At 33.8% G+C, this 25,100-nt stretch carries 15 protein-coding genes; 5 read left to right on the top strand and 10 right to left on the bottom strand.

The window, feature by feature from the left end; translation table 11 throughout:
• Window positions 1-125 precede the first annotated feature (125 nt).
• The gene (locus ACSVH9_RS13955; protein WP_438064246.1) at window positions 126-767 is read left to right on the top strand and encodes an endonuclease III domain-containing protein; all 642 of its coding nucleotides are present in this window, start codon (window positions 126-128) and stop codon (window positions 765-767) included.
• A 79-nt stretch (window positions 768-846) separates the two neighbouring features.
• Here the strand turns inward: ACSVH9_RS13955 and ACSVH9_RS13950 are convergent, their stop codons facing one another.
• From ACSVH9_RS13950 to ACSVH9_RS13935, 4 genes are read right to left on the bottom strand one after another with little or no spacing between them, the layout of a single operon-like run.
• Window positions 847-1,680: an IS3 family transposase gene (locus ACSVH9_RS13950; protein WP_438064249.1), complete on the bottom strand. Its 834-nt coding sequence runs from the start codon at window positions 1,678-1,680 to the stop codon at window positions 847-849.
• Window positions 1,680-2,213 carry a transposase gene (locus ACSVH9_RS13945; protein WP_438064245.1) on the bottom strand — a complete coding sequence of 178 codons (534 nt, stop codon included), beginning with the start codon at window positions 2,211-2,213 and terminating at the stop codon, window positions 1,680-1,682. Before ACSVH9_RS13945 ends, ACSVH9_RS13950 begins: the two co-directional genes overlap by 1 nt.
• Window positions 2,214-2,273: 60 nt before the next feature.
• The gene (locus ACSVH9_RS13940) at window positions 2,274-5,030 is read right to left on the bottom strand and encodes a hypothetical protein (RefSeq protein WP_438064244.1); all 2,757 of its coding nucleotides are present in this window, start codon (window positions 5,028-5,030) and stop codon (window positions 2,274-2,276) included.
• A 21-nt stretch (window positions 5,031-5,051) separates the two neighbouring features.
• Complete coding sequence (locus ACSVH9_RS13935; protein WP_438064248.1) at window positions 5,052-5,633, bottom strand: tRNA-(ms[2]io[6]A)-hydroxylase; 582 nt, start codon at window positions 5,631-5,633, stop codon at window positions 5,052-5,054.
• A 102-nt stretch (window positions 5,634-5,735) separates the two neighbouring features.
• Here ACSVH9_RS13935 and ACSVH9_RS13930 point away from each other — a divergent pair, with 102 nt between their 5' ends.
• Window positions 5,736-6,977 (top strand): glycosyltransferase, encoded by a 1,242-nt coding sequence (locus ACSVH9_RS13930; RefSeq protein ID WP_438064247.1) that lies wholly within the window; start codon window positions 5,736-5,738, stop codon window positions 6,975-6,977.
• A gap of 56 nt (window positions 6,978-7,033) precedes the next feature.
• On the opposite strand, the gene ACSVH9_RS13925 is transcribed toward ACSVH9_RS13930, so the two are convergent.
• The 5 genes from ACSVH9_RS13925 to porU form a co-directional block, all read right to left on the bottom strand.
• On the bottom strand, window positions 7,034-8,671 hold the full coding sequence (locus ACSVH9_RS13925) for a 2-oxo acid dehydrogenase subunit E2 (RefSeq protein ID WP_438064243.1): 1,638 nt from the start codon (window positions 8,669-8,671) through the stop codon (window positions 7,034-7,036).
• Between the two features lie 6 nt (window positions 8,672-8,677).
• Window positions 8,678-9,676: a pyruvate dehydrogenase (acetyl-transferring) E1 component subunit alpha gene (gene pdhA, locus ACSVH9_RS13920; protein WP_438064242.1), complete on the bottom strand. Its 999-nt coding sequence runs from the start codon at window positions 9,674-9,676 to the stop codon at window positions 8,678-8,680.
• A gap of 169 nt (window positions 9,677-9,845) precedes the next feature.
• Entirely contained in the window at window positions 9,846-10,328 is a 483-nt protein-coding gene (gene cdd, locus ACSVH9_RS13915; protein ID WP_438064241.1) for a cytidine deaminase, read from the bottom strand.
• A 145-nt stretch (window positions 10,329-10,473) separates the two neighbouring features.
• A complete protein-coding gene (gene porV, locus ACSVH9_RS13910) occupies window positions 10,474-11,619 on the bottom strand; it encodes a type IX secretion system outer membrane channel protein PorV (protein WP_438064240.1) in 1,146 nt (381 codons plus the stop codon).
• 35 nt (window positions 11,620-11,654) lie between these two features.
• Window positions 11,655-15,488 (bottom strand): type IX secretion system sortase PorU, encoded by a 3,834-nt coding sequence (porU, locus tag ACSVH9_RS13905; protein ID WP_438064239.1) that lies wholly within the window; start codon window positions 15,486-15,488, stop codon window positions 11,655-11,657.
• A 208-nt stretch (window positions 15,489-15,696) separates the two neighbouring features.
• Here porU and gldJ point away from each other — a divergent pair, with 208 nt between their 5' ends.
• Window positions 15,697-17,382 (top strand): gliding motility lipoprotein GldJ, encoded by a 1,686-nt coding sequence (gldJ, locus tag ACSVH9_RS13900; RefSeq protein ID WP_438064238.1) that lies wholly within the window; start codon window positions 15,697-15,699, stop codon window positions 17,380-17,382.
• Window positions 17,383-17,449: 67 nt separating this feature from the next.
• Window positions 17,450-18,733 (top strand): UDP-N-acetylmuramoyl-tripeptide--D-alanyl-D-alanine ligase, encoded by a 1,284-nt coding sequence (locus tag ACSVH9_RS13895; protein ID WP_438064237.1) that lies wholly within the window; start codon window positions 17,450-17,452, stop codon window positions 18,731-18,733.
• A 38-nt stretch (window positions 18,734-18,771) separates the two neighbouring features.
• Here ACSVH9_RS13895 and ACSVH9_RS13890 read toward each other — a convergent pair whose 3' ends face one another.
• On the bottom strand, window positions 18,772-21,645 hold the full coding sequence (locus ACSVH9_RS13890; protein WP_438064236.1) for a ligand-binding sensor domain-containing protein: 2,874 nt from the start codon (window positions 21,643-21,645) through the stop codon (window positions 18,772-18,774).
• Between the two features lie 344 nt (window positions 21,646-21,989).
• Here ACSVH9_RS13890 and ACSVH9_RS13885 point away from each other — a divergent pair, with 344 nt between their 5' ends.
• Window positions 21,990-25,097: a SusC/RagA family TonB-linked outer membrane protein gene (locus tag ACSVH9_RS13885; RefSeq protein ID WP_438064235.1), complete on the top strand. Its 3,108-nt coding sequence runs from the start codon at window positions 21,990-21,992 to the stop codon at window positions 25,095-25,097.
• Window positions 25,098-25,100: the final 3 nt, after the last annotated feature.

The raw sequence follows: 25,100 nt of genomic DNA, 5'->3' as shown, positions 1-25,100 counted from the left end.
AAAATGAAGGGTTTTTTTGTGCGTTCTTGTTTCTACCAGTAAGCTATTTTAAAGAAAATAGTGGATGTAAAAGATTTTAGTTTATCTTACTAATGTTTTTTATCATTGACTTAAAGAATGTGTTTATGGATTTATTTGACAATCGTAATTGGTCTATTCTTTTAGAACCATTACTTTTTAATTATAAAGGGAAACCACATCCTTTGCATTATAAGAATAGCTATCAACTTATTGTTATGGTTATTCTTGCTGCTCAGGATTCGGATGAAAATATTAATCGTTTAACTATCCCTTTTTTTGAAAAGTATCCTAATTGGTTCTCTTTAACGTCCATTAATGCAGCTGATTTGTATCCACTTTTGGATTCTATTACTAATTTTAAGAATAAAGCAAACTGGATTATTGATTTAGCAAAACAATTTTATGATAAAGAATTGCCAACAACACTATCGGGTTTTACAAGGTATAGAGGAATTGGAAGAAAATCGGCACATGTAATTCTAAAGGAATTAGGCTATAATCCTAATGGTATTATGGTTGATTTGCATGTTTTGAGGGTTACACCAAGATTGGGTATTGTATCTGATTTTAAAGATGCGGATAAAATGGAACAACAGTTACTTTCAAAATTAGATTCTTCAATTTGGTTAGAAATAGGAATGGCTATTTCTTTTCATGGGAGATTAATTTGTAGACCCATTCCTAATTGTAAGTCTTGTCAAATGAATACAATTTGTGATTATTTTATAAATGAGGGGAAAGTTTAAATGTCTTATTGGAGAATCCCATAAAATACAAAAGCCAATAGTATTTAGACTGCACCCAAAAGTTTAGACAAATTTATAATTAATTTTTATAATAGTGAGCTCGATATTTTATCGGGCTCATTTTGTTTAGATTTGATTTAATTCTTTCGTTATTGTAATAGATTATATACCTATTAATTTCTTTTTTTAATTGTTCTATTGATTTGAATTTTTGGGTATAAAACATTTCAGATTTTAATATTCCAAAGAAGTTTTCAATAATTGCATTATCTAAGCAGTTTCCTTTTCTTGACATGCTTTGTACAATACCTTTTTGTTTTAATAAATGTTGATAATGACTCATCTGGTATTGCCAACCTTGATCAGAATGAAGCATTAAATTTGTGTTATTTGGTATTTTCCTAAATGCTTTTTTTAGCATCATAACTACTTGATTAAACACTGGCTTCTCTGTGAGTTCATAGCTGATTATTTCTTGATTAAACAGGTCAATTATTGGTGATAGGTATAATTTGTTTCCAGCTACATTAAACTCTGTTATATCTGTTGCCCATTTTTGATTTGGACCTTCTGCTTTAAAATTTCGCTCTAGTATATTGGGAGCAATTTTACCATTTTCACCTTTATAAGATTTATACTTTTTTACTCTAATAATGCTTTTTAACCCTAATAGATTCATTAATCTAAGAACTGTTTTATGGTTGATAATTAGTCCTCTATTTTGCAGTTCATCGGTTATTCTTCTGTAACCATAACGTCCTTTATGTCTTTGATAAATGACTTTGATTAACTCTTTTGTTTCTTTATATTTATCAGGTAATTTACTTTGCTTTTGATGATAATAAAAGCTACTACGTGCCATATTTGTAAGATCTAGAAGCAGATCTAAATCAAATTTATGCCTTAACTCGATTATGGCTTGGGATTTCTCCTGGCTTGAATTAAGGCTTGTAACTTTTTTAGCAATTCATTCTCACAACGAAGTCTTTCGTTTTCTTTTAGTAGTTCTTCCTCTCTTGTTAGAGGCTTGTTTGATTTGCTTTTTTTGCCTTTCTGATCACTCATAGATACCGGTCTACCTCTTTGTTTTGGTTGCAATCCTTCTACTCCAAAATTAGCAAAATCTTTTTTCCATTTTAAAATTATGGCAATATTGGGAATATTAAATCTTATACCAGCTTGCATCAAGGAAAGAGATTCCTTTTCTATGTTTTTGAGTACTTTTAGCTTAAAGGCGGCCGAATAGCTTTGATTTATTTTTGGCAATAAACCAATTTCACCATATGTATTATAAAAACTGACCCACTTGCGAATATTCCATCTTGGAATCTGCTTCAATCTTGAAACATATCCATCTGAATAATGCTTCTTTAAAACCAATTCTACACATTCTAGTTTAAATGCATAGTCATACTTTTTTTTTTCTTTCCATAAAAAATGCCCCAAATAGTGTCTAACTTTTTGGGGCATGTTCAATTAGTACTATTGGCTTTTATTTTTAATTGTTTATTCAGTTTCCTTATCTTCAGTTTCTTCTAAATCTTGGGTTTCTCTTCCGACTTTAATTTTTGGATTATCTTTATTGCCAGTAACGGTTATTGGTATTCCAAATATTCCCAATGGAGGAAGTCCCAACCTCATTTTTAGATTTAGTCTACCATCCAAACTTGTGGTTCCTTCTATTCTCGGTCTAAAGCCTGCGAATTTGAATTTGAAACGTTCGATGGTCATTATGTTATTTTTAATCGAACTTTTAATATCAACTTTAGAAAGTTCAGGATTCTTCATTTTATCGTGATTGGTTTGGCTTCCAACTACATTAAACATCTTCATTCCATAGAGTTTAATGTCTTTTACGGATAAAACTCCGTTCCCTACTAATGATGGGAATACTGGCTCCATATTTGCGTTTAAACGGCCTTTAAGTTTGTAATCTAAAGAAACTATTCCTTGTGCTTTTTCTGCGGCACTTGCCATTTCTCGGAAAATTTTAACTTCTTTATAGGCTCTTTTAATATCAAAGTCTGTGGCTTTAATTTGATACTCAAATAGTGCTTTTTTAGCAGTTAAGCTTTCGTATAGAGCATTCATTCCTACTTGGCATCCAATAAGGTTGAAATTGGTGTTTTGAAGGTATAATTTACCATTTTTCATTTTCAAATTTCCATTGGCTTTAGTAAGATGTAATTCTTGAAAATCTACTTTTTGAGCAATTGCTTTGAATTGCAAATCAAGATTTTTAGGTATAATTATGACTCCGGTACTAGTTGTTGACTTAGTAGGGTTCTCTTTAGTTGAGTTTGCTGCAGCTGTGTTAGTTGTTTCTGAACTCATAAATTCATCCGCATTAATGTACTTTGATTGTAAAGTAAAAGCACCTTTAAGTGTCCCTTTTCTTGGGCTTAGAAAGTTAAACACATTTTTTAAATAACCTTTTAACTTAAAATCAGATTGACTGTAACTTCCTATGAAGGTATTGAAGGACATTTTGTCTTGATTGAATTTGAATATCCCTTCTTTGATTAATAGTTTTTTCGGAAGATAAGTAGAGGCTACTGCAATATTTCTGATTTCAAGTGTGCCTTTGCTGTTGAGTTTACTATAATTTCCTTTTTCAGCATCACTTTGTTTACCTTTAAGGGCTAAGTCCGTTTTAATGTAGCCATCGACATCTAATCCTTTTTGTGAAAAGACTTTGTATATTTTGCTGATATTTAAAACACCTTTTGCCTTTACATCGTAAGTCAAATCTTTGAAGTTTTCTAGATTAGCTTCAACTGTAAAGGGTTCTTGTTCAAAAGTAAAACTTGCGGGTTGTAGTTTTACTTTTAAATCATCAATAGTTCCTTTTTGATTTTTTATAGTAGCATTACAATTGATGTTGGTTATTGGATTTGGATAATATTCTGTTTGAATAAAACCATTTTTAAGCTCCAAAGCAATGTAAGCTATGGGGAAACTATTATTTTTTGCATTGTACGTTCCATTCATTGTGCCTTTTCCAGTTAAAAGCCCTTTTACGGTTAGATTCGGAATCCCTAATGCATTATTTAGTTTTTCTAAATCAATGAAACTGAATAATTCCCCATTTAATTCAATGTTTTCCACTCCTTTAGAGTGCCATTTTGCTTTTAAATATTCTTTCTCAATATTTAAAGAAATGCCATTTACATCCAATACTAATTGGTTTGGGTCAAGAGATTGTAATTTTGCGCTAAAATCTAAGTTTAAATTAGAAACAGGAAATTTACTTTTGTTGTAGTTTACAAAACCGTCTTTTATTTTTAAGTCTAAATGTAAGTCTGGTGCTATTTTTTGAGAAGCAATGTATTTTCCTTTTAGGGTTAAAAGCAGGTCGGTTTTTCCTTTAATTTCTGTTTTTTCTAGCCAAGTGATAAATTTAGGTGGAAAAGCATTAATCAAATCATAGAGTTCGCTATCATTTGATTTAATGTTAAAATCAATATTATATCCGTCTTTTAGGAAATCAAATTTACCTTTGAAATCCACTAATAATTTGTTTATGTTCAGATTATTTTCTTCAAAAACAAAAGACAAAGAGTTTACATTAACTTTCGTAATTAAATCACCTTCTACTTTTTTATCCATCAAATACGGTTCGTTTTCGTAGATGAAATTCATTTTGGAAATGTTAATGTTAGAATATAAATCAAATAAGTCTGAACTTAAATCTCCTTTTCCTGTATAATTGAAATCAAATAAATCAAGATGAATTGCCGTTGATTGGTCATCATAAACTACTTTGCTGTTTACGATTTCGATTTTCTCAAGTTGTAATGCAGTGCTGCTTTTATCATCATTTTCCTTGGTTGCTTCTTCACTTCCTTTATACACATTGTAATTGGCTTGACCATTTTTATCAACTTTTACGTTGATATTTCCTTCGGTTACAATAATTTGGTCAATGTCTACTGCCTTGCCAAAAAGTAAACTTGTTACATCGATACCAAAAGCGATTTCTTTGGCAGTTACAAATTTTTCTTTTTCAAAAGGAATGGAACCATTTAAATTGACATCGTTTAAAGTCAACGTCAATGATGGGAAATGTTTAAAAAACGATAGATTAGCGTCTCCGTAATTAAGGTCACCTTCTAGTTTGGTATTCGCATATTTTTTTACTTCTTCTTTTATTGTATCAGAAAAAATAATGGGTGTAAGAAATAGTACAACCAAAATACTACCGAATGCTATTCCTAAATATTTTACTGTTTTTAAGAAGATGTTTTTTTTATCTATCGTCATTTTAAGGAAAGTGTTTGTTATTTATCCGTGTACCGTTTCTGATTTTCCATAATTTCCAATGATGGAGCTTTCAAAATCTATCCATTCTTGCCAACGTTTGTCTACATCTGTTTTTTCTGTATATTGTCTAGCAAACTTCAAAAATGTTGTATAATGACCTGCTTCACTCACCATTAAATCATGATAGAATTTTGCTAATTCTAGGTCTTTTATGTTTTGTGAAAGCACTCTAAAGCGTTCACAGCTGCGTGCTTCAATCATAGCTGCAAAAAGTAATCTTTCTACCAAAGCATCGTTACGGCTACCGTCTTTTTTAGCAAACTTAACTAAGTCATTAACATAATTGTCTTTTCGTTCTCTGCCTAAGGTTAATCCTTTTTCTTTAATGATGTTATGAACCATTTGGAAATGTTCCATTTCTTCTAAAGCAATTCTGGTCATTTCGGTCACTAATTCTTCTTTTTCTGAATTATTAATGATAATATATATGGCATTAGAAGCCGCTTTTTGTTCGCACCAAGCATGATCGGTGAGAATCTCTTCAATATTTGATTCTACGATAGTAACCCATCGTGGGTCAGTAGCTAATTTTAATCCTAACATGATATTATTCAATTTATTGACTACAAATTTAGCTTTTTAGTTTTGATTTTTCTTTCAAAAAGCTAGAATCAGAATGAAATAGTATTATTTTGTACCCACAATATATTTGAAATGAAAAAACTATTGGTAATTGGTTTTGTTTGGCCAGAGCCTAATTCTTCGGCTGCAGGAAGTAGAATGATGCAACTCATTGATTTGTTTCAAAAGCAAGGATATGAAGTAACTTTTGCCAGTGCAGCTCTAGATAGTGAATTTATGATTGATTTATTAGAGTTTGGTATTCATAAAGTTGCTATAAAGCTAAATGATTCTAGTTTTGATGAGTTTGTAGGGTCTTTACAGCCCAATGTGGTTTTGTTTGATAGATTTATGATTGAAGAACAGTTTGGGTGGCGAGTTATTGAAAATTGTCCTAATGCGTTTAGAATTTTAGATACTGAAGATTTGCATTGTTTGCGATTGGCCAGACAAAAAGCTTTTAAACAAAACAGACCGTTTTCTCTGGAAGATTTATTGGTTGAAGAAGTAGCAAAGCGAGAGATTGCAAGCATTTTAAGATGTGATTTGACTTTAATGGTGTCCGAATTTGAAATAGATATTCTGCAGAATGTTTTTAAAATAGATGCTTCTTTATTGTTTTATTTACCCATTCTTTCGGATGCATTCGAAGCTTCTTTTGTAAATGAATTGCCTTCGTTTGAAGAACGAGATGGTTTCGTTTTTATCGGTAATTTTCTTCATGAGCCTAATTGCAATGCCGTTCAATATTTGAAAGAGACGATTTGGCCTAAAATTCTTCAAAAATTACCAAACGCAACTTTAAAAATTTACGGAGCCTATCCTTCTCAAAAAGTGCTACAATTGCATCATCCTAAAATGAACTTTTTTATTATGGGACGTGCTGAAGACGCTCAGAAAGTAGTTCAACAATCAAAAGTAGTTTTGGCTCCTTTGCGTTTTGGAGCGGGTATAAAAGGGAAATTATTAGAAGCGATGCAAACAGGTACGCCGAGTGTAACCACTACTATTGGTGCAGAATCTATGCAGGGAGATTTGCCGTGGAATGGTTTTGCTAATGATGCTGTAGAGGATTTTGTGGATGCAGCAGTGCAATTGTATACTGATAAATCCAGCTGGCTTACATCACAACAAAATGGGTTTGCTATCCTGAATCAAAGATATCAAAAAGGGCTTTTTGAAAATATTTTTGTAGAGCGATTGCAGTATTTGTTTTCTACCATTGAGGAGCATCGGTTGAATAATTTTTACGGTGCTCTTTTGCAACATCATACGCTCGCCAGCACAAAATATATGTCCAAGTGGATTGAAGCCAAGAATAAGTAAAAAAAAATCCCGTTTTGAAAGTTCAAAACGGGATTTTATGATAAAGAAAACTTTTGTTATGCTAACATAGTTACTGGGTTTTCTATGTATTGTTTTAATGTTTGTAAAAACTGAGCGCCTGTCGCTCCATCAATAGTTCTATGGTCACATGCTAACGATAACATCATAGTGTTACCAACTACAATTTGTCCATTTTTCACTACAGGTTTTTCAACAATTGCTCCTACAGAAAGAATAGCTGAATTTGGTTGATTGATGATAGAGTTGAATTCAGTAATTCCAAACATACCTAAGTTAGAAATGGTAAAAGTACTTCCTTCCATTTCAGTAGGTAATAATTTTTTGTTTTTTGCTCTTCCTGCTAAATCTCTTACACTTGCACCAATTTGTGATAAACTCATACCGTCAGTAAAAGGTAATACAGGAACAACTAAACCATCTTCAACAGCTACTGCTACACCAATATTTACGTGATAGTTTATAGTGATAGCATCCTCTTTCCACTGTGAATTGATTTTTGGATGTTTTTTTAATGCCAAAGCACTTGCTTTAATAACCATATCGTTAAAAGAAACTTTGGTATCTGGCACAGTATTGATTACGGCTCTTGATTTCATAGCTTCGTCCATACTCACTTCAATTACCAAATTGTAATGAGGTGCTGTGAACAAAGATTCTGATAAACGTTTTGCGATAATCTTTCGCATTTGCGAATTCTTAATTTCTTCTGTTGCTACTTGTCCAGCAGGAACATAAGGTTTTGGAGCTGCTACAGTTTCCGTCTTAGCGGCAGGAGCTTGTTGCGGAGCTGCTTGAGTAGTAGCACTTGCTTGTGGTGTAAAGTTTTCTATATCGCTTTTTGTGATACGACCATTTTCACCACTACCTTTTACTTGTGATAATTGGATTCCTTTCTCAGAAGCTAATTTTTTAGCTAAAGGGGAAGCCAATATTCTTTGTCCGTCAGCACTTGGCTCCTGAACGGTTTCAACACTTTTTTCTGTTGTTGCTGGTGCAGCTGCTGTTTCTGTTGCTACAGGTGCAGCAGTAGTTCCGCCAGCAGTAAAGCCAGCTGCTACTCCAGTAATATCAGTTCCTGCAGGTCCAATAATAGCTAAAAGACTGTCAACAGGTGCTGTATTTCCTTCTTGAATTCCGATGTAAAGTAATGTTCCAGCGTTGAACGACTCAAACTCCATTGTGGCTTTGTCTGTTTCTATTTCAGCTAGGATATCACCTTCGGCGATAGTATCTCCGACTTTTTTTAACCAAGTAGCTACTGTACCTTCGGTCATAGTATCGCTTAATCGAGGCATAGTTACTACGATTACTCCTTTTGGAAGTTCAGTAGCGGTAGTTGTTGCTGCTGGAGTAACAGTTGCTTCTTTTGGTGCTTCTGTTGCTGCTGGTGCAGGAGCAGCAGCTCCTCCAGCAATTAATGCAGTTACATCTTCACCTTCTGCTCCAATAATAGCAAGTAACGAGTCTACTGGTGCAGTTTCTCCTTCTGGTATTCCAATATATAAAAGTGTTCCTTCATTAAAGGATTCGAATTCCATTGTTGCTTTGTCTGTTTCGATTTCAGCTAGAATATCTCCTTCATTTATTTTGTCACCTACTTTTTTAAGCCAAGTTGCTACCGTTCCTTCCGTCATAGTGTCGCTCAAACGGGGCATTGTAATAATTGTTGCCATAATGGATTATAATTTGTGAGGGATGAATGGATAGTTTTCTTGTTCGTATACCACATCATAAAGTTGTTGTACTTCTGGATATGGAGATTCTTCAGAGAATTTCACACACTCTTCTACTAAATCTTTTACACGCTGGTCAATTACTTCGATTTCTTCCTCTGTTGCGTATTTTTGATCCATAATTACATCTAAAACTTGAGTAATTGGATCTATTTTTTTGTATTCTTCAATTTCTTCTTTAGAACGATACAATTGGGCATCAGACATAGAATGTCCTCTGTAACGGTATGTTTTCATTTCTAAGAATGTTGGTCCGTCACCACGTCTTGCTCTTTCGATAGCTTCTGTCATTGCTTCAGCTACTTTCACTGGATTCATTCCGTCAACAGGTCCGCAAGGCATTTCGTAACCTAATCCTAGTTTCCAAATGTCAGAGTGATTAGCAGTTCTTTCTACAGAAGTTCCCATCGCATAACCGTTGTTTTCTACGATAAAAACTACTGGTAATTTCCAAAGCATGGCCATATTGAATGCCTCGTGAAGTGAACCTTGGCGGGCAGCTCCGTCTCCAAAGTAAGTAAGAGTAACTCCTCCAGTATTGTTGTATTTGTCTCCAAAAGCTAAACCAGCTCCCAATGGGATTTGTCCCCCTACAATTCCATGTCCTCCGTAGAAACGGTGTTCTTTTGAGAAAATGTGCATAGAGCCTCCCATACCTTTTGAAGTACCTGTAGCTTTACCTAGAAGTTCAGCCATTACTCTTCTTGGGTCAACACCCATTCCGATTGGTTGTACGTGGTTTCTATAGGCGGTAATCATTTTGTCTTTTGTCAAATCCATAGCGTGGAGTGCTCCTGCTAAAACGGCTTCTTGACCATTGTACAAATGAAGAAAACCTCTTATTTTTTGTTGTATGTAAAGAGCAGCTAGTTTGTCTTCAAACTTTCTCCAAAGAAGCATGTCTTCATACCACTTTAAATATACTTCTTTCGTAACTTCTTTCATCTGAAATAATTCTTTTGTAAGTGTTAATACTATTCGAAATGGTGTAAAATTTATTATATCGAAGTGCAGTTTTTAAAATCCGAACTTCTAATCCAACACAAATTTGCGAAATGCAAAAATAAGACATTCCGAGTAAGCAATAAAATTTAACAACCAGTTTTTATTCTGATTAGAGGAATTTTTTGTTAAACATAAAGGGAAGCAGGTTTTTAAGTGAATCAGACTGGTAGATTACACCGGTTTCTCCCATAAAATAAATTTCAATAGGTTGTTCCTGTTTGATTTCATATTCGGCTATGGATTGTCTGCAAGCGCCGCACGGAGGGATAGGCTCAGTAGTAGGGTTGGTGTCCGAAGCTGCTGTAATAGCCATTTTATTTATTCTCACTCCAGGATAATTCGCTCCGGCGTAAAAAATAGCTACCCGTTCTGCACAAAGACCAGATGGATAGGCGGCATTTTCTTGATTGGAACCACAAACTACTTTGTTGTTTTCTAATAATAAAGCGGCTCCAACTCTAAAATTTGAATATGGTGCATAAGCATTCTTACGAATAGTAATGGCTTCTTGCATTAAGTCTTGAATTTCTTTAGGTAATTCAGTTATCGAGTCAAACTGCTTGAATGAAGTAGTGATATTAATTTCTTTCATGATTCTAAATTTTCTAGTGTAGAGACTATTTGTTTTTTGAAGAAGTTTTTAGTGAAATTTTATTTTTCATTGTTGAGGAAAAAAAATCCAAATTTCAAGGCTATAGCTTTTGAAATTTGGATTTATTATCAACTTAATGCGTTTTCTAATAATTTTCGTATTTGTCGCCAAAATTAAAGGTTAAAGAAAAGCGTAACGTATTTTCTAAAGGATTTTTAACTTTTGAAGCGGAAAATAAATAAGACACATCTACTTTGACTACATTATATTTGAAGCCTGCTCCTAGAGAGAAGAACTTTCTTGCTCCCTTTTGGTCACTTTCATGGAAATATCCAGAACGCAACGAGAAAGCATCCTGGTATTCGTATTCCGCTCCCAATGCGTAAGTAACTTCTTGCAGTTCTTCGCTAAAGCCTCCAGGTGCATCACCAAAGGATTTAAAAATGCCAGAAACCCATCCTATTTTACGATAGTCTTCTGTTTTTTGAGCAGTTTCAGTCGCGGTATCCGTACTTTCGAATTGAGGAGTTGGAACTAATAATTTATTGAACTCTAGATTTACACCAATTTTGTTGTATTCATCTAGAATAAAATCAAAACCTCCTCCGATTTTTAAGTTCGCAGGTAAGAAATTATTGTTGAACTCATCGTTGTCATAGCTGATTTTTGGCCCCAAATTTTGAATATTAAATCCACCTCTCCATCTACCGTTAAAGTCTGAATACGCTATCTCTTCTGATTGATAATATCCCGCAATATCTACCGCAAACGTACTAGCTGGTGAAGCGTCACCATTATCTGAGGCAACTTTTAAGTTAGAGTGTATGAATCTTCCGCCAACAGCCATAGAGAAATAATCACTTAAGTGAAGGGAATAGGAGCCATCAATAGCAAATTCGTTTGGAGAAACCAGTCTTGGAACGTCATTGGCATTTTCTCTTAGTTCGATTTCTCCAAGTCCAAAATACCTGATACTTCCTGCAAACGCACTTCTGTCATTAAAACGATTGTAGTAAGTTACTTGGCCAAGTGAGATGTCATTTACGATATCAGTAAGGTATGGTGTATAACTTACAGAGAATCCTTGTTTGTCGGTAGCAAACGCATATTTGGCAGGATTCCATTGTTGTGAATAAGTGTCTGGAGAAGTAGCTACTCCAATATCTCCCATACCTGCTGCTCTTGCATCGGCTGCTATTTGTAAAAAAGGGACTCCTGTTGTGATTGCCCTATCTTGTGCTATTGCATTGGTTGTTACAACGCCAATAAAAATCAAAATTAATTTCTTCATTATTTTTTTAATCATTAAACAAATATAGTATTAAATCAAAGTATTACCAATTTTTCTATTTTTTCAGCTTTTTTGTTATTCAATGATGATTTGACAGTCAGTCGGTAGACATATACTCCTTTTCCTAGTCGGTCTCCAAAATCATCTTTTCCGTCCCATTTAATTTCTCTTGACAAAAATCCCTCGGTAGTAATAATTTGGTTTTTTGACCAAACCACTTTTCCGGTAATTGTCATGACTTGCACTTGCACTTCTAAGGGTTCAAATGGTCTGTTGTGTGTGAACCAAAACTCGGTATAGTTTACAAATGGATTGGGATAATTCAAAACGTTTGTAAGTGTAATGGATTCATTTCCTACTACCAAAAACTGAATTTCACTAATGACAGGATTATTATACACGTCCCATGCTTTAATGGTTATTGTATGAAGTCCTATTGAAAGATTTCGAAAGGGGAATCTAATGGTTCCGGAGGTAAAATCATCCAATTTTGTTTCGTAATAATCATTTAAGACAAATGGATTGCTTTCGTCTCCGTCTAAAATAGCAACAATATCATGTCCAATTCCGCTGGCGGTATTAATTCCGTTTTCGTCTTCTAATAGTACTATTAATATAGGAGACTGATTGGTTGTTCCGCCAGAAACGAAATTTTCATCGTTCATATATAACTTCACTTTTGGACTAATATTGTCTGCGACAGCATTTTCGTTAATTCCTCCTATTCTAATGCTTGTGTTTTGTCCAGTTTGATTTTCAAGTGCATTGTCTTTTTTTGAATAAAAACTAATTTTTCCATTTCCAAGAGGGATACGAATGTCTCTTGGTACAACAAAACTAAATTCAAATTGACCGTTTTTTACGGTGGCGTTTCCTCTAAAGATTGCTTCGCCTAAAACAGAGAATGGTATGCTGGGACTGTTTCCGTCGTTATTAAGCGTATTTCTAGTGACTAATTTGTCAGTGATAATCGTTGCAATTTCTCCATTATAATTAGATAATACATTATTGTTTTCGTCTGTGACTTCACCAGAAAGTTTCATTTTTGATAATGACTTGAAGTCGTCTATTGGTTGTGAAATAGCAATGTCATTTACTTTTGTTAGGTTAATTTTAGGTTTGGCTATTGCGAGGTGTAAAGCAGGGTCGCCAATAAAAACTACAACGTTTGTAGATGAATTTGGATTTGTGTTTTTTGATATCCGGAGTGCTTCTGCCATCGAAACGTAGTTATTCGAACCAAATGATAGCAAATTTCTAGTCAATAATGGGTTGAAATTTTCTGCGCTGAATTGCCCAATCGAGCGTATTGTTGTAATCATTGCAATAGCGCCTCCTTTTGGGTTCCAGTAAGTATATTCGCCTGCTGTTGGACGTAACGGATTGTCAAATCTAGAAAACTCGCAAGTAATCGTTACAAAAAGCGGATATCTGAATGGATTGTTTAGATTTTGCCCGTCTGATTTTTCCCAAATGCGTTCTACAGCCAATCCGTCTTCACCACCATGTCCTAAATAATTGAAGACCAAAGCGCCTTTTTCAAAAGCATTAAATAAATCAGTTCTAGCTTTTGGATAGCGAAATCCTCCAGCCGATGCTTCTTGTATATAGGAGTCAAGGAGGATTTTGGACACATTTAAAAATGGTTTTTCAGTCGTGATTAAGTCTCCTAAATTATTTTGTTTTTCTTGTAGGGAAGCGTCTGAGGGAACATCTGAATCATCTCCAATAAGTACGAAGTTGTTCCTCCAATTTCCATAAGATTTTAAGTCGTGATAGTCGATTACTTTTTGCACCATTTCTTCGGCTTGTTTAGTGTCGTTTACTATCATTCTGCCTACAGCGATATCAATTCCTCCAAAACTAGACGTTATGTTTCCTTCATTGGTATCCATTAATCCAAAAAAATCATCAGAGGCAAAAGAAGATTCTCCTGTGGCATTACTTATTAAGGAGTGATAAATTGGAACTATGTTGCTGTTGTTATTGATTCTGTTCTTGTAATCATAGGATGCGTCTCCAAAAAGGTTGACGTATTTAATTCTTTTATTTGGGGCAGAAGCGTTGTCGTATATGTATTTGATGCAATTTCTAATGGCTCCAATATCTTGTTTTCCTGAGGCAAATTCGTGATAAATAGCTTCGGTTGAAATCACTTTTACATTTAGATTAGAATAATTTCTGTGGAAAGCAGCCAGTTTTTCGGCTTGATTAATCAAAAAATTGGGTGTAATAATCACATAATCGATGTCTTGAAACTGACCCTGATTGTTTTTGAAAATACTTCCTTTGATGTTTTGGTTGGCAATTTTTGTTTTTTTCGAAATGGATGGAGTTAAAAAGTCATTTGAATCTAAGGCGATGTATTTTCGGACTTCACCCAAATTGGCTTTAAAACTGAGCTGGTTTTGGTTGTTGTTTTCAATTTTTTGAATGACATTGAGTTCGGTTACATCCCATATCTGACTTATCGCTGCGGCATTAGATAGTGCGTACTCAACAATTCCGCTTGTAGAAAAAGCATTATCGTATTGAAAATGAAATTGTTTGCCGTATCCTACTAGTTTTCTTTTGGCTGTTACTTTTATGTAGTCTAAGTAGCCAATTGCATTTGGAACGCCTCCATTATTATAGGTGTATTTTATTTTGTTTTTTTCGGAGCCTAAAAAAGTGGCGTTGCTTGGAAGGTTTCCAGCATAAAAAGAAATTCCTGAATTATTTGCTAGAGCAGGAAAATTTATGGTTCCAATAGGGGTGTTATTTGCAGAAACGACGAACGATGTTGGTGTAAAGGCTGCGGATGCGGTTTCAGTACTGATTTTTATAGGTACTGTTGTGTCAATGTTGGGAAAGTCGAAATCAAATTCTTGCTCGTTGTTAATGTCGAATTTTTCTCCAAACCATTGCCGCCCTAATTGTCCGATATTGATTTGGTCCAATTCATGAAATTGGGTGTCGTCAAAAGTCGATAGGCTTAGAGTTGGGTTTCCTGAAGGTTGTGTAAGCGGTTGAATTCTTTTTCCAGTACCGCCATCAGCGGTGATATAATAATAGGATTGGTCTTCATATAGGTTATTGAAGGTCTTGCTTTCTGTATTCCAGGTGTCGGTTCCTTCTCCATAAAAAAGAATATAATCCTCGTTATTGAAGATTCCGTCATTTTCGCCAATTACTTCAATAGGGGTTTCTTCAATGTCTAGTGGATAAGAGTTGTTGTTGGTTAGCGGAATCATTTTTCCACCATTTCCATAGATTTTGATTCTTCTTGGGTCTATTGAATTGGTTGATAATCCTAATTGCTGTAGAAAGCTTCTTGATATTTTGTAAACTCCTGATTTTTTTATTTGAAATTGATACCAATTGCCAGAGGATAATACAGAATTACTTATGGTTTGTATTGCGTTGCTTTTATTTGTAATTGCAGTTCTGTTTGAATTTTGTGCTAATGTATAAGAGATTGAAGTGACTTTTTTTATTCCAAAATTATCTTTTACAAGTGGTGAAAAAGTTAAAAATACGGTGGGAACATCTCTTGAAATAGTTGTGGTGATTTTTTCGTTTAGGTTTGAAGGAATGTTTGCAATTGTTAAGTCACCTAATTCCTCGTTGGTGATGTTTTCGTATGTAACATTGTTGATTATTAAGGTTTCATAGGGTGAATTCGATTTTATAGGACTACTATAAATAATGGTTTTGTTGAGAGGGTCAAATTGAAAAGCATTATTGTTGAAAGTTGGAATTCTGATGGAATAATCTCCAATGTTGGTATTTTTTGTTGGAAGCCAGTTAATTACAATTGTCTCACTATACTGTGCGAAAATAAAAAAAGGCAGTACGAGTAGTGACAATGTAAATAATCTGTTTTTCATCTTGATTCTAACGAACTTTAGTTGCTAATATTTTAATGGGTAAAAATAATTTAATTACTCTAGGTTTTAATAATAAAAAATATATTTTTGCGTTGGTATTCAGGGATTGTATAAATTTAATTAGCCCCGTTAAAATTATTAAATATTGGTGTTGTAGGTAAAAGGTTAATTGTTATATTGCGGCACCAAATTATGACCTATTAATAGTATGAAAGTAAAGAAAATTTTGAACTTAAAATTGATCACATCAATTTTACTGATTGCAGGATTAGCTAGTTGTAGTAAAAAATCTAGCTCTAGTAATGCTTCAAGAGCAACGGGATGGAACTTAGATCGTCAGAAAAATGTTGCTGCTAAAAACAAAAATCAAGCTGGCCCTGGTTTGGTTTTCGTAGAAGGAGGAACTTTTACTATGGGTAGAGTTCAAGATGATGTAATGCACGATTGGAACAACTCTCCAACCCAACAACACGTTCAATCCTTTTATATGGATGAAACAGAAGTAACCAATTCTATGTACTTAGAGTATTTAGAGTGGTTGAAAAAAGTTTTCCCTCCAACTGAAGAGAATTATAAAAATATATATGAAGGAGCATCTCCAGATACTTTGGTTTGGAGAAATCGTTTGGGTTACAACGAGACGATGACTAATAACTATTTAAGACACCCATCTTATGCTGAATATCCAGTGGTAGGTGTAAATTGGATTCAAGCCAATGAGTTCGCTAAATGGAGAACGGATCGTGTTAATGAGGGTATGTTGGAAAAGACAGGTTACTTAAAGAAAAACGCAAAAGTTACTGACGTTTCTGCTGAAAGTCCTTTTAGTACCGAAACTTATTTGGCTTCTCCAACTTCTGTTTATGGAGGAAATGAAGAAATTGTACTTAAAGAAAGATCTAAAAGAAAAGCACCTAGAGCAGGTAAAGATGGAAAAGTAGCAGAGCAAAAAAATGTTTATGCTCAACGTTCATCAGGAATTTTATTACCTGAGTACCGTTTGCCAACAGAAGCTGAGTGGGAATACGCTGCAGCTGCTGATGTTGGACAAAGAGAATACAATATTTATAAAGGTCAAAAGAAATATCCTTGGTCTGGTAGTTACACTCGTTCAGGAAAACGTGTTTCTAAAGGAGATCAATTAGCTAACTTCAAACAAGGAAATGGTGATTATGGTGGAATTGCAGGTTGGTCTGATGACGGAGCTGACATTACTAACCAAGTTAAAAAATATCCAGCTAATGATTTTGGTTTGTATGATATGGCTGGAAACGTAGCCGAATGGGTTGCCGATGTGTATCGTCCTATTATTGATAATGAATGGAATGATTTTAACTACTTCAGAGGTAACTTGTATACCAAAAATAAAATTGGTAAAGACGGTAAAATCGAAATTGTTACAACTAAAACAATTGAATACGATACATTAAGTAATGGTAAATTAGTTGCTAGAGCGTATCCAGGTCAAATTGCACAAGTTCCTGTTGATGAAAATGAAACTTATTTAAGACAAAACTTTGATAAGAGTAACAATATCAACTATAGAGATGGTGACAAACAATCTACTCGTTTTTATGATTTCGGAAACACAGGTGAAGAAACTAAAGGTGAAAAAGATGCACGTAAAATGTACAACTCACCTAAACATAATGTAGCTGTAGATAGTTTAGGTAAAATGTCTAGAAAATATGATTCATCTAGTAAAAGAACAACTTTGATTAACGACGAAGTTCGTGTTTTCAAAGGAGGATCTTGGAGAGATAGAGCGTATTGGTTAGACCCAGCTCAAAGAAGATATTTGCCACAAGATATGGCAACAGATTATATTGGTTTTAGATGTGCAATGTCTAGTGTTGGACCAAAAGCACAAAAAAGAAAATCACCAAGAAATTAATTTACTTTAGTATACTTATAATAAAAGCCCTTTGATTAGGGCTTTTATTGTTTTAATTCTATTTATTATGGATATAGCTAGCATTCATAACCTATTTTTACAGTGTGATTCTGTTTCTATTGACACACGTAAAATTTTACCTAACTCATTATTTGTAGCTATTAAAGGCGAAAATTTTGATGCCAATACATTTGCAGAGGATGCTCTCTCTAAAGGAGCTAAATACGTTATAATTGACAATTCTGATTATTACATTGATGAGAGGACAGTTTTGGTAGCCGATAGCTTAAAAGCATTACAGCAATTGGCTCAATTTCATAGAAATTATCTCAAAATTCCAATTATAGCTTTGACAGGAAGCAACGGAAAAACTACTACAAAAGAATTGATTCACACTGTTCTTTCTAAGAAATTCAATACCAAGGCAACGGTAGGTAATTTGAACAATCATATTGGGGTTCCCTTGACTTTGCTATCCTTTACCAAGGAAACTGAAATAGGAGTAGTTGAAATGGGGGCGAATCATAAAAAAGAGATTGAGTTTCTTTGCCAATTGGCTACACCTGATTATGGTTATATTACCAATTTTGGGAAGGCGCACTTAGAGGGTTTTGGCGGAGTTGAAGGTGTGATTGAAGGTAAAAGTGAGATGTATGCTTATTTGTCTTTTGCTAATAAAACTACTTTTATTAATCTTGAGGATCCAATTCAGGTTGAAAAATCACAGTCACTAATTTGTTATTCTTTTGGTATTAATAAAAGTAATGCTGCTGTCAATATTACAGCAATAGAGGCGAATCCTTTTGTAACAATAAAATATGATGGATATTCTATAGTTACTCATTTGATAGGTTTGTATAATGCTAATAATATCAATGCAGCTCTTACTATAGGTAAGTATTTTGAAGTGCCAATGGACTCAATCAAAGAAGCTTTAGAAAATTATATTCCTGAAAATAATCGTTCTCAAATGGTTGTCAAAGGGTCGAATACTATTCTATTAGATGCATATAACGCTAATCCGAGTAGTATGGCGGTTGCTATAGATAATTTTATTCAATTGGAAAAACCTAACAAAATAATGGTTTTAGGGGATATGTTTGAACTAGGAGAAGAAAGTCTGTTCGAACACCAACAGTTGGTTCAACGCCTTTCTGGAGTTCTTGACGTGCGTTGTTTTTTTGTAGGGAAAGCTTTTTTTGATTGTGGAATAGTCCAAGATAATTTTCAATTTTATGCTACTTTCGATGCTTTTTCAGCTTATTTGACCGATCATCCTTTTTCAGATGCCACCTTGTTGATTAAAGGCTCAAGAGGTATGGCCTTGGAAAGAACACTAAATTACTTGTAAACAAAAAACGCAACATTAAGTTGCGTTTTTTTTTGGGGTTAGATTTTCATCAGGAAACCTATTAGGTTTTCTTTTTTGTTCAATTCTAGTTTTTTACGCAGTCTGTATCTTGCCAATTCCACCCCTCCATTAGAGATATTCATAATCTCTGCTATTTCTTTCGTAGACATATTCATTAGGAGATAGGTGGCTAAGTCTAATTCTCTTGGGGTTATCGTTGGATACTGTTCTTTCAGTCTTTTTAAGAAATCATAGTGTACGTTTTTGATGTGCTTTTCAAGATCTTTCCAACTTTTATCCGAGTTAACTTCTTTTACAATGCTTTTTTGAAGTTTTGTAAATTGTGCTTTTAAGGTATCATCTAAGTTTTCGTGATTGATTTCTTTAAGCTTATGGATGATTCCATTCAATATTTTATTCTTTTTTACCACTTGTAAGGAGTTACTTACTAGTTCTTTGTCTTTTGCTAGGATTTTTATTTTTAGTTTGTCGTTTTTTAATTTTTCAATTTCTTTTTCAAGTGAATATTGTTCTTGTCTGATTTTTGTCTCTTTTTCAAGATATAGTCTTCTTTGTTCTACGGTTTCGTAGTATTTGTTTTTTCTAATTTTTGCTTTAACTGTTCTTTGGATGTAAAGTATAATAACAACTACTAAAATTATGTAAATAATGTATGCGAAAAAGTGACGGTACCATGGTGGTAGTACTGTAAATTTTATTTCGGTCTCTTTAGATTGTACACCATAACTGTTTCTGACTTTCACCTTCATTTCATAAGTTCCTTCGCTCAAATTGGTGTATTCTTTGGTAAACATTCTAGACCAAGGGCTCCACTTTTCATCAAAACCTTCTAGTTTGTATGAAAATTCAACATTATCAAGGTTTTCGTAGGTAGGTGAAGAGAACGAAAATTGTACGTGATTTGAAGAATAAGGAAGCGTATATTTTGTTGTAATTTTTTGTCCATTTCCTAAAAGTAAAGTGTCTTTTTGAAAAGTAAAATTTCTTATGTACGCTTTAGGTATTGTTACAAATCTGTTCGCTTGTTCTGGATTGTAATGCGCTAACCCATTGGTTAAACCAATAAAAATATTTTTTTGATCAATAGTATTAATAGAAAGATAGTCGCTAACAAGTTCACCAGTTAGATTTGAAAAGGGTGCAGCACTATTTTGATAGCGATTATCTTTTTTTTGTAACATCCCCAATCCTTGACCATAAGTATACCATATATTTCCTAACTGATCTTCGTAAACTAAATTTACAATAGGGATTTTTTGGAAAAGAGCACTCATAGTTTTGTCTTCAAAGAACTGTTCTTGTTCCTTTGAATATTTGAAGAAGTGATTTTTTGTTTGAAAATATACTTTCCCATTTATTCGCTGGACGCCTCCAAATCCTGAATAACGCTTTGTAATTTCTTTATGCGTTTTAATTCTTACATACCGTTTTAAGTCTGTAGATAAAGTCATTTGATACAAAAGCCCATCTTTTTTTAGCCAAATTGATTCTTCGTCTACTTCGAAAGTACTGGATGAATTGTCAAAGCCTGAAATTTGATGTCGATACGTCCAATTAGTACCTTTTTTTTCGAAAAGTGCAAAGCCATTGTAATTGGAACCAATTAGAAAATTCTCTTTTCCAGGTATTTTTTTGAAGCCAAAGTATCCTTTGGAGTCCAAAGTTTGAATCAAATGATTTCCCTGAATTAGTAAAGCTCCATTATTATTACCGCAGAGTAATTGATTGTCGATAACTTGAATGTTCCAAGATTGTCCAGTGGTTCCTTCCACTAATTGGAAGACATCTTCTTTAAAATTTTGACTCCAACTGTGATAAAAGACCCCTCTATTCGTCGCTACATAAAGATTTTGATTGTGCACGATAGAAGCATACACAGTACTGATGTCATAACTAAAGCCAAAATAGGTGAAAGGAGAGTTCTCGTTGACAAAAGCGATTCCATTGTCTAGTCCTAGCCAAATATTGTTTTTGTTGTCTATAAAGGAGGTTAAAACGGTATTGTTTTGCAATCCCTTCTTGTGATTAATGTGTTGAATGATTTTTCCGTTGGTGTCACAAACAACGATTCCATTCAAAACGGTATTGATTATTATGAATTTATTCTTAATGGCTATACCTCCCAAAGAGCTATTCTTTTTTATGAATGCATTGGTTTCAGTGTTCCAAGGCTGTAGCGCAGCATTTGAATAAGTGAAAAGCCCTTTGTTTAGTGTTGCGATTAATAGTTTTTGATTGGGTAAAGGGACTATGCTCCAAACTTCGGTAGTATTAAGTTGTTTTGTTCCAGGTAGAGCATGAAGCGTGTTATTCTTATACTCCAAAAGGCCATTAGCGATATCTTGAAGATACAATCTTCCGTTGACTAAAAAAGAGAATTGAAAACGTTTTGGAGCTTTTATCGTTTGTATGGTATTGTTTTTAAGGTAAAAAGCTTTAGAAAAAGCTTGAAAAACTACTCCTTTATTAAATAAATGAATTTTCCAGATAAAATCGATGTTTTTGATTTTTGCTTTAGTAACCAAATGGGTAAGGGAATGGTAAATTAGTTTTCCTTTTTCGTTAGGCTCGAAATAGCCAAACTCATTATATCCTCCAACATAAATTTTGCCACTAGGATCTATTTTTACACATCTAATTGCGTCTGCATTACTCATTTTGTAACTACGCCAAGTAGTTCCGTCAAATTGAAATAGACCATTGTTGTTTGCAAAATAAAGATTTCCATTTTTATCTTGATCGATGGCCCAGTTTTGAGTGCCTCCTTTATAGTCAGATCGGGTATAATTTTTTATATCAGGAAGGCCTATGTTTTTTACTTGACCAAATACAGTTGTAATGAAGAATAGGAATGCAAAAGAAGTTATTTTTTTTTTGAAGTTGTTCATCATAAAGCAAAGGGGCTAAAAATTCGATAATTATACGCAAACGTTTTCTTTTTGTTTAAAAAATGATTCAAACAGGGCTTTTATTGTTTAAATTTTGTTAAAATCTCAAAAATGCTGTTTTCTACACAAATGTAGTGTTTCTTTTAGTTTTTGTAATTTTTTAAAATAACATTAATACGAATTCAAATTATTGATAATGAATATTTTGTGTTTTTTTTGATAAGTTTTTGTAAAGTTTATTTTTGGCTTTTGATGTGTTTTTGTAAGGATTTTTAAATGTGAATCACAAAAAAAAACCTGTAGTATTGCGAGAAATTACAAATTAATTAACCAAAATTTTTAGAAAAATGAAATTTACAAAAACACTTATTTTTTGTTTTTCGTCACTCTTATTTTCCTTCTATGGCTTTGCTCAAGAAGCTGTAGTAAAAGGGAAAGTAGTAGACGAAAATGGACTTTTAGTTCCTGGAGCAACCGTTGCTTTAAAAGGGACAAAAGCAGCAACAACTACAGATTTTGATGGTGGTTTTTCAATTAAAGCTCCTTCGAACGGTGTTCTTGTTGTTAGCTTTATTGGTTACAACACAATTCAAGAAGCAATTAATGGAAGAACAGAAATTGATTTTAAGTTAAAGTCTCAATCTCAAGAATTACAGGAAGTTGTTGTTGTTGGTTACGGTACTCAAAAGAAGAGTGTGGTAACAGGAGCTATTTCTAGTATTAGAGCTAAAGACTTAGAAAGTTTACCACTAACCCGAGTTGAACAAGCTTTACAAGGAAGAAGTTCTGGTATAACCATAGCCGCAAACTCTGGTCAACCAGGTTCCTCAGCAACTATTAGAGTTAGGGGTATTACTACTTTCGGTAATAATGAGCCACTTTGGGTTGTAGACGGTGTTATTGTCGATGCAGGAGGTATTGGTTACTTGAACCAATCTGATATTGCATCTATTGAGGTTCTTAAAGATGCGGCTTCTGCAGCTATTTATGGATCAAGAGCAGCTACTGGGGTAATTTTGGTAACCACCAAAAAAGGAAAATCTGGAAAAGTTAGTGTTAACTACACAGGTTACAGTGGTGTTTCTTCTCCATCAAGAAAATTAAGTTTATTAAATGCTACGCAATATGCGACATTGAATAACGAAGCACGCGCAGCGGCAAATCAGCCTATTCTTTTTCCAAATCCAAGTGCATTAGGTAGAGGTACAGATTGGCAAGATGTTATTTTTAGTAATAATGCTCAAAGAGTTGGTCACGAGATTAGCTTGTCAGGAGGTAATGAAGTATCTACTTTTTTTGTATCATTCGGTATATTGGATCAGGAAGGAATTGTTGCTAAAGACATTTCTAATTACATCCGTAAAAACATTCGTTTGAACTCTACTCATAAAATTGCTAAAGGAATCACTTTTGGTCAAACGTTAGGATATTCTAGAGAGAAAAACGTTGGAATTGGTAACACAAATAGTGAGTTTGGAGGGCCTTTAAGTTCCGCTATCAATTTAGACCCAATTACACCTGTTGTGGTTACAGATCCTATAGTAGCAGGTGGTGCACCCTATACTAACAATGGAGTGATTAGAGATAAAAATGGTAATCCTTATGGGATTTCTAATATTGTATTGCAAGAAATGACTAATCCTCTTGCTTACATTCAAACACGATTAGGAAACTACAGTTGGTCTGATAATTTTGTTGGGAATGCTTATTTAGAAGTTGAACCAATCAAAGGCTTAAAAGTTAGAAGTACTTTGGGAGGAAAATTGGCTTATTGGGGAGATGAGAGTTTTACACCTGTTTCTTATTTGAACTCTTCAACGATTAATTTAAAAAATAATATTTTCAGAAGTACTAATAAAGGTTTTGGATGGAATATTGAAAATACGGTTTCCTATTCTAATAAAATATCCAATCATAATTTTAATGTTTTGTTGGGTCAAGGGTCTTATGTTGATAATATTACAAGTGGCCATGGTGTAACTTATTTTAATATTCCAGTTACAAGTTACAAAGATGCCTCTTTCAATTTTAGTGTCCCCCAAGATCAAATAGATGCTTATGCCTATACAGGCAATGATCATATTGTTACTTCTATTTTTTCAAGGTTGAATTATGATTATAACGAAAAGTATCTACTTACAGGTATTATAAGAAGAGATGGTTCTACTCGTTTTGGAGCTAATAAAAAATACGGATATTTCCCTTCTTTCTCATTAGGTTGGGTAGTTACTAAAGAAGAGTTTTGGAAAGAAAATGATATCGTAAACTTGTTAAAAATTAGAGGAGGTTATGGAGTTACGGGTAATGATGCCATTGGAGATTTTGGATATTTAGCTACAATTGGAGGTGGTAGAAACTATACTTTTGGGAATTCAGGTTCTGTAACTGTAGGAAATAGCCCGAATGCGCCTTCTAACCCAGATTTACAGTGGGAGGAAACTAGCCAAGTCAATATAGGTTTTGAAACTCGTTTGTTCCATGATTTTAATCTAGGATTTGATTTATATACTAAAAAAACAACAGGAATTCTTCAAAATGTTACTCTTCCAGGTTATGTAGGATCTACAGGTAGCCCAGTTGGTAATGTGGCCGATATGACTAATAAAGGTTTTGATGTGGAGCTAGGTTATAAAAAGCAAATAGGAGAGTTGTCTATTTCTGCTAATGCAAATTTATCTTATGTTAAAAATGAAGTAACCTATTTAGGAAACGGTATTGATTTTTTATCAGGAGGAGTAGGATTCCAGTCTAGTACTTACCCAATTACAAGAACACAAGTAGGACAGCCAGTTAATTCCTTCTTTGGATTCAAAACAGATGGTATCTTTCAAAATCAAGCAGAGGTTAATGCCTATACTAACAGCTCTGGACAGTTGATTCAGCCAGGAGCAGTTCCTGGAGATTTTAGATGGAAAGATGTAAATGGTGACGGAACCATCACTGCCGATGACCGTACTTTTATCGGAAACCCATTACCAGATTTTACTTTTGGTTTTACCTTGAATTTAGAATACAAAAACTTCGACTTATTAGTTTTTGGTCAAGGAGCTGTAGGCAATCAAATTTTTCAAGGATTACGCAGATTAGATATTGCTAATGCCAATTATCAAACCGAAGCTTTGGGTCGTTGGACAGGAGAAGGATCTTCAAATACTTATCCAAGATTGACTACAAACGATACCAATAAAAACTTCAATAATCCTTCTGATTTTTATTTAGAAGATGGAGATTATTTCCGATTCAAAACCATTCAGTTCGGGTATTCTTTGCCGAGCAGTGTGATTAATAAAGTTAGTTTGGCAAAAGCTAGAGTTTATCTTACAGCTGAGAACTTGTTTACTATCACAAAATACTCTGGATTCGACCCTGAAATTGGTGGTGGTGTAATGGGAATTGATAGAGGGTATTATCCTCAAGCAAAAACATTTATGTTGGGAGTTAATTTACAATTATAATAA

This window comes from Flavobacterium sp. RSSB_23, from assembly GCF_051547145.1.
Classification (GTDB): domain Bacteria; phylum Bacteroidota; class Bacteroidia; order Flavobacteriales; family Flavobacteriaceae; genus Flavobacterium.
The sequence above is the reverse complement of the archived record's forward strand: the minus strand, read 5'-3'. Positions and strand labels throughout refer to the sequence as shown.

Coding starts and splice junctions, on each gene's coding strand:
- cdd (WP_438064241.1), bottom strand. CDS start 10,328: ATGAAAGAAATTAATATCACTACTTCATTCAAGCAGTTTGACTCGATA.
- porV (WP_438064240.1), bottom strand. CDS start 11,619: ATGAAGAAATTAATTTTGATTTTTATTGGCGTTGTAACAACCAATGCA.
- ACSVH9_RS13885 (WP_438064235.1), top strand. CDS start 21,990: ATGAAATTTACAAAAACACTTATTTTTTGTTTTTCGTCACTCTTATTT.
- ACSVH9_RS13895 (WP_438064237.1), top strand. CDS start 17,450: ATGGATATAGCTAGCATTCATAACCTATTTTTACAGTGTGATTCTGTT.
- pdhA (WP_438064242.1), bottom strand. CDS start 9,676: ATGAAAGAAGTTACGAAAGAAGTATATTTAAAGTGGTATGAAGACATG.
- gldJ (WP_438064238.1), top strand. CDS start 15,697: ATGAAAGTAAAGAAAATTTTGAACTTAAAATTGATCACATCAATTTTA.
- ACSVH9_RS13955 (WP_438064246.1), top strand. CDS start 126: ATGGATTTATTTGACAATCGTAATTGGTCTATTCTTTTAGAACCATTA.
- ACSVH9_RS13925 (WP_438064243.1), bottom strand. CDS start 8,671: ATGGCAACAATTATTACAATGCCCCGTTTGAGCGACACTATGACGGAA.
- ACSVH9_RS13940 (WP_438064244.1), bottom strand. CDS start 5,030: ATGACGATAGATAAAAAAAACATCTTCTTAAAAACAGTAAAATATTTA.
- porU (WP_438064239.1), bottom strand. CDS start 15,488: ATGAAAAACAGATTATTTACATTGTCACTACTCGTACTGCCTTTTTTT.
- ACSVH9_RS13935 (WP_438064248.1), bottom strand. CDS start 5,633: ATGTTAGGATTAAAATTAGCTACTGACCCACGATGGGTTACTATCGTA.
- ACSVH9_RS13890 (WP_438064236.1), bottom strand. CDS start 21,645: ATGATGAACAACTTCAAAAAAAAAATAACTTCTTTTGCATTCCTATTC.